This is a genomic window from Spirulina sp. CS-785/01, from assembly GCF_028330525.1.
Classification (GTDB): Bacteria; Cyanobacteriota; Cyanobacteriia; order Cyanobacteriales; family Spirulinaceae; genus JAQMSD01.
In genome coordinates, this window is the sequence record NZ_JAQMSD010000207.1 from 46,243 (window position 1) to 53,175 (window position 6,933).

The following is a 6,933-nucleotide window of genomic DNA, read 5'->3' on the forward strand; positions in this document are numbered from 1 at the left end:
TATTTTTAACTACGACGAACAAAAGCCGGAACATTCTACGGTTGGCATTCTCGACGCTGTGCGATGCAGTTACGAAAGCCGGAATAATGCCAATATTCACCTAATTATCCAAGATTACGGTAAGGGCAAATCTCACTTTGCTGTCGTGGTGGCCAATTTCTTTCAAAACGCCTTAGAGAGTCAAGAAGTACAGGGAATTCTCCAGCAAATTGAGGTAGCTGCGGGGACATCTAAGGCAGTGGCGGAACGCTTTAAGGCGTATAAACGCAATCAACAGCGGCCTCATTTGGTGTTATGTCTAAGTGGGGATAAGGCGGGTGATCTCCGTAAACAGTTCCTAGAAGTCCTCTTGAATGCCCTAGAAGCGGAGGGAGTGGAGGACACCTTGGCCCAACATCTGTGTTATGAACCCCTGCGGTATTTGGAAAATTTAGGGGAACAGCAGCGAGTGGCCGCAGACTCCTATTTAGAGAGTATTGGCAACCCGGATGGGGACTTGCGGTCTTTGATTCAATTATTGCGCGATCGTAACCTACAAGTCATTCCGCGAGTGAAAGAACTCGTCCGCCACCTCACGGAAGTCACCCCCGATTTTACCAGCGAAATTGAGATTGATGTCATTCTCAAAGACCTAATCGAAAATCTCTGTCAAGGGGAAAACCAACGATTTCAGGGCATTCTTATCCTTTTTGACGAGTTAAACTACTATCTTACCTCTTGGGCAACGGATCAAATGGCCGCCGGACACAAGGCCCCTCAACACATTACCAACATTTGCGAACGCTACAAGGGCAAAATCACCCTCCTGAGTTTAACTCAAATCCCTCCTTTAAAAGCCGTCGGCATTTCAGCCCATGTCACGGAAAATTACAAAAAAGTGGCCAGTCGTTTCGCCCCCCAAGATAGCACCTACAACCCCATTTCTAGCCTAGAGTTAGTCGTCGATAACCTCCTAGTCCAAGAGGAAGACGAAACAACGCAGATTTGGCAGAACTTTTATAAAAAATGGCAAAACACCCTCCGCGAAGAAGCCCGCACCGCTTACGAGAAGCGGGTTAAACTTTATAAAGAGCAAAAAGGGTGGAAATTCGAGAAGTTTTATCGCCACCTAGGAAAAGGCGTTTTTCCTCTCCATCCCTTAACGGCTTATTTACTCTGTAATCTCGAATTTACCCAAGACCGAACCGCCATTCAATTCATCAAGGGTTACACCAAAAAATTCATCGAACAACATCCCATTGAAGAAGCGGGAAAACTCAACTATATTTATCCCATTGATCTCGTTGATAGCTTCGTGGATAACTTCTCTAATGCCTCCGTCTATGAAGCCTATCGCAAAGCCTACAACCTAGCAGTTAATTCTGAAAACCCGGATGAAGTGCCGGTTTTAAAAGCCCTCTTTCTCTACTACGCTACCGGAGATAAAATTGCTAAGACCGACCGAGAACCCCATGAAGATATTATCAAAACTTTAACGGGTTTAAAATCTTCAAAAATCAAAGCAGCCCTAAGAATTTTAGAACAAAAAAGAGAGGTTATTTATTACCGACCTGAAACCCGAATCTATCAATTTTTTGAAGGTATTAATCCCGGTCGTATCCAAGAAGAAATTGAAGAAGAAGTTAAAGAACGCTATCGCAAAAATCCGAATTATGATCCCTTCCCAAACTTTATTGTCCATTGTAACCAAAACATTCATAAATACTTACAAAATAAAGTCATTGCCGCCAAAGACTTTGTAAGAACCTATCAACAAATTGAAGCCGATTGGCAATTTGAAAACAAAGTTTATACCATTAGCAACCTCTTACAAACCTTAAAGAAAAAAGACCTAGCGGGGTCAACTCCAGAACGGGGAATTGTTGCCTATGCCTTAGCCGAAAACCAAGAAGACCTACAGGAATTACGGCGCACCCTTGACCAGCACCTCAACTCATCAAGCATTCAAGACCAGATCGCCATTGCCATTCCCGCCGATGCAACCGGAGACTTAGCCAGTTTACTGTTAAAACTAGACATCCTCAACCAACGGGACTCCGCCGAAAAACGCCTCTATGGTGCTGCCTATACCCAACTCAAACAACGTTGGGAAGAACAACTCGATAAACAATTGGGGGATTTGTTCGCCAATTGCACCTATCACAGCATGGTCAACGCTTCTAACCCTAACGACCCCCAATCTGTTGTCAGTGCCTTACTAGAGAAACGGTATCCGGGGGTTTTATCCATCGAGTCTCAGGACAAAATGCGCTCCAATCACCCAACGGGGACGAAAATTGTCCGTTATCTGGCGATCGAGTTTCTCAAGCAAGGCTATCTTTCAACCCCTTTTTCTGAAAAGTCCTATAAAACTGTTATTGACCAAATTTTCACCCGTCGTTGGGATTTACTCAAGCCCACCTCTCAAAAATATCTGTTACAAGTCCCTACGGATGAGAATGTGCGGGTTGCTTGGGAGAAAATCTCGGAGTTAACCGACTTACAGGGAGAGTCTAAAAAGACTATCCGTTTGCAGGCACTCTGGGAGACTCTCTCAGCCCCTCCCTTTGGGTGTAGCGAATATCTGTTTGTCGTACTGTTAACTGCTTGGATGGCCTATCATCGCAAAGAAATTATGCTATATGGGCCGGTTGGCATTCCCAAAAAAAACAAGTCAGTGCCACTGTACACTCAATCTCTTAGAGAATGGGCGAGTGTAGAAAGCATTTGGCAAAAACCCAGAGATTTTGTTCATCAGTGGGTGAAACATCCTCAAGCCAAACTGATTCGCCAACAACGCCTCGCTCCCCCAGAATTGCCTTCCTCTCCCATAAATTATGATCAAGCCCAAGAGTATTTAGGGAAAGCGCAGACCTTTTTAAATTCCAATGAACCCGATCCCACGGATGTCAAGGAGGTGAAGGAGACGGAAAAACAGGTGAAAGAGAAGATGAAACCGGTGCAGTCTTGGTTTAAGCCTGTGGACGAGACAGAAAAATTACCTCCGGTGGTGGCCTTAGACAGCTTGTTACCTCTTTATACCAAACTGTTACAACCCCCGCCGACACTGAATTTACGGTCGGATGTCCTGACGGTGACTCCTACTCACCAACAGCGCGATCGCCACGATAAAGCCTTAGAAACCCTGCGAACCCGTCTTGCTGACTGTATCAGCACCCACGCACAAAAAGCCGAAACCCTCGCCACTCCCAACGACTGCACCACCTATAAACAAGAAACGGAGGCGAAAATTAAGCAACTGGGGCAACTTTCTCCCTGTCCTCCCCATCTCATCGAACAGCTTAACAACGCGCTGCAAGTGGCTGATCGCAGCCAAGTCAAAGGCCAGATTCAGTCACTCTACCGCAATCTAGACGAACACGCCACGCAAGGGGATTACACGCAAACCCGGACAGACATAGAAGCTAGGGCGCGATCGCTGCCTGACTCGGCCAAAAGCGACATTGAGAACATCCTACAAGACCTAACCCGCCGTTATGAAGAACTCTGTCAAATGTTGGCCACTTGGGAAGAACAGGCGGCCTCTGTCACCTCCAAAAATCAAATCCTCGATTTAATTAAAGAAATTACCCATAAAGAGCGTTATTTCACTGAAGCAGACAGTCAGCAACGGATCAAAACCCTCCAACACCACCTTGAGCAAGAATTGCTCAAAGTTGAACAACAAGATAATACCGAAAAATCAATTCGAGGGGAACTGGCCAGCATCCAACAAAAACTGCAACGCATCCGAGATTTACCCTTTGCCAGACTGAAAGAATCTTTCCAAGTCTATCAAGAATTAGTGCAAAGTCAGTTATCCATTACCGAAACCCCAACACTTGCCCAACAATATGCCCCTAAATTAGACGAACTGGACAAACTCAAAACCCAAGGCCGCACCGTGATGGCGGAGAAATTTGCCCAGTTAGGACAACGTTCTTTAACTCGTTTAGACGATTATGAAGTGTTTAAGCAAAAACTGACCAATAGTATTGAACTGCTCCAAAATTATGAAGAATTTGCCGAGAGTCGAGATATTTTGCACAAGGCTCTGCAAAATTTGGACATCCAATACCAGCAATTAGAACAACAACAAGTTACGAGGCAAAAGGAAAAAAAAGATGCTCAAATAATGCAGCAAATTCGCTCAATTCAGTCATCTCATTATCATACTATTGCAGCCTGTAAAGTAGGGATAGAGGAGATTAATACTTTAAAAACTCAACTTCATTTCCTCCAACCTGTTGAAGCAGAAATTCAGCAAGTTTTGACACAACTCCAAAAGAAAATCCAAAAATATTATGATGAATTAGCCCGATTTGAGGAATTTGTCACCTCAACTAATCACCTCACAGAAGCCCGAAAAAATTATGAATTTTTCTTGCAGAAATTTCATTTTTATGCTAATAGCACAACCGCAGAAAATCGCTATAATACGATTAAATCTGACTTAGGTTTATTGGTGGAATTATTCCAATTTACTGCCCTTCCCCAACAGACCATTTCAGACTATCAAAACCTCTTAAATCAATTAAACCATTGGCAGGAAAAACAGGAGTTAAGCCCCGCTTTACAATACCAATATGAGACTCTGGTGACAACAGTAGAAAATCAACGTAATGCCTTATATCTCAAAAAACAAGAAGCGGCGAAACAGTGGGTAAAAGACTTAGGAAAACGAGTCGCTTGCGAAGTCACCCCCCCGGCCATTTCTGAGCGTAATAAATTAGAGTCAGCCCATGATATTTTAGAGCAGTTGGAGCGAGAAAAACCGCAATATTTAGAGTTTCTGTCTGAGACGCACCGAAACTCTTTAACCCATATCAAAAAATACTGTAAAGATGAACAAGAAAAACACCTAGAAAACCAAATTATTACCTCCTTTAAAAAACTTCCGCGCTTACAGCGTCAAAAAGTTTACAAAAAATTAGGAAACTATTTAGACCATAATCCGGAGGCGTAAATGGCAAGAATTATTAGAATGGGTCCGCCTGTGAATGAGGTAGAACGAGATGCGATCGCCTATTTACGCGGTCATCTTCCCAATACTTACACCATTTTTCACAATCTCGAATTACGAGGGAATCAGATTATCTCAGAAATCGATCTCGTTATCATTGCCCCCCAATGCGTCTTTGTGGTAGATATTAAAGGCATACATGGGACAATCGAGGTATTTGGCTCGAAGTGGTATCCTGAAAATCGCCAACCCTATTATTCCCCCGTAGCCAAACTCAGACAACATTGTAGAGTGTTAAATAGCCTCATTCGTAATAGTAATTACACGAACTCTCAGTTAGGCAAAGTCCACATTCAACCGGCGGTTTTGTTAATGTCCGATGATGTAGAATTAATTGACCCTAGTGGCAAAGATGACGAGGTGGTTATTCCTTGCGATCGCCAAGGACTCCAGTATTTTCAAAGTACAGACTTCATCCCCGATTATCGTTTACAAGATATTAGCCCTTATCTCTCGACAGTAGAACAAGTCATCCGGGGAACAGCAAGGCCGAAAAACCCCCTCCCCCGTTACGGGAAATGGCAAGTCAGCGAGAAACTAGGGGAAAGCGATCGCTATATTGATTATCGGGCTAACCACCTCTCCTTAAAAAACCTCACCACCCGTTTACGGGTCTATCCCATTGATATCTACCAAGATGCCACAGCCCGGGCAGAAGAAAAGAAACTCATTCATAATGCGTTTGAGACAGTGTACAAACTGCCCCTCCATCAGCATATTTTACCCCTTCGTGATCTCTTAGAAGGCGAAGATGGAGACTGTGTAGTGATTGCCACCGATGATATTGCCAGTCATACCCTCCGGCAGTCCATTCAACAAGATCACCTCACCCTCACGCAAAAATTAGACTGGATCGAGCAAATTTTAACAGGCCTAGACCACATCCACCAAAATCAGGTCATCCATCGCCATCTCACCCCAGACACCCTTCTCATCGACGCAGACCAGCAAATCCGAATTACTGGGTTTGATTATGCGCGAGTCCGCGATCGCACCACCACCATCGCCAATGACATTATAGAAGACCTCAACGAAGATGCCGCCTATCAAGCCATCGAATGTTATCGTGATCCCCAAAAAGCCAGTATTGCCTCCGATCTCTTTGCGGCCGGGTTAATTTTCTATGAACTTCTTACCGGAAAACAGGCTTTTGCCAATGCTGAGGAAATTTGCGATCGCGCCGCCCAATTTCCCCAACCTCCCTCCCACCTCAACCCAGACCTCCCTCCCGGCCTCGATGAATGGTTGCAAACCCTTTGTGCGTTTGAACCCCAACACCGTTTCACCCATGCTGAGACGGCCTTACAACAACTGTCCGCCCTCCGTACTCCCCAACCCCCCCCAGAGGTAAATCCCCACCTCCCTCTCGATGATTTAACCGACCTTCCCCCCAAAACCTGCCTTGATGGTCGCTACACCATCCAACATCGACTAGGGAAACCCGGTAATTTCGCCGTTGCCTATAAAGTGGATGATGAGTGGGGGAAAGAAACCGTAGTCTTGAAACTGGTCACGCGCGATCGGTATTCCGTCTATGACCGCTTACGACAAGAATATCAGACACTCAAACAAATTGCCCACCATCCCTACATCGTCCCAGTTTCTTGGGCTGGAGAATTAAAAGACGGCACACCCTTTATCACCTTTAAATACATCGAAGGAGAAGACCTCGCAACCCTGCTGGCCAAGCAAAAATTTACCATCGAACAAAGCCTCAAAATTGCCCAACAAACGGTAAGCGCGATCGATCACCTCCACCAAAACAGCATCTATCACCAAGATATCAAACCCTCCAATCTCCTCTGGACAAAAGACGGCATCCGTCTCATTGACTTTAACATTGCCATCTCTGAAGAAAGTCAAGAAGGAGTCTCTGCGGGAACAAGACGTTATCTCCCCCCTGACTATCAATTAACCCCCACCCCCACCCG

At 45.0% G+C, this 6,933-nt stretch carries 2 protein-coding genes; both read left to right on the forward strand.

The features are described from left to right. Nucleotides 1-58 precede the first annotated feature (58 nt). Nucleotides 59-4,945: a hypothetical protein gene (locus PN462_RS13555; RefSeq protein WP_272128823.1), complete on the forward strand. Its 4,887-nt coding sequence runs from the start codon at nt 59-61 to the stop codon at nt 4,943-4,945. A gap of 18 nt (nt 4,946-4,963) precedes the next feature. Beyond that, the coding region (gene mads6 / locus PN462_RS13560) for a methylation-associated defense system protein kinase MAD6 (RefSeq protein WP_272128824.1) at nt 4,964-6,933 on the forward strand (1,970 nt) is incomplete at its 3' end.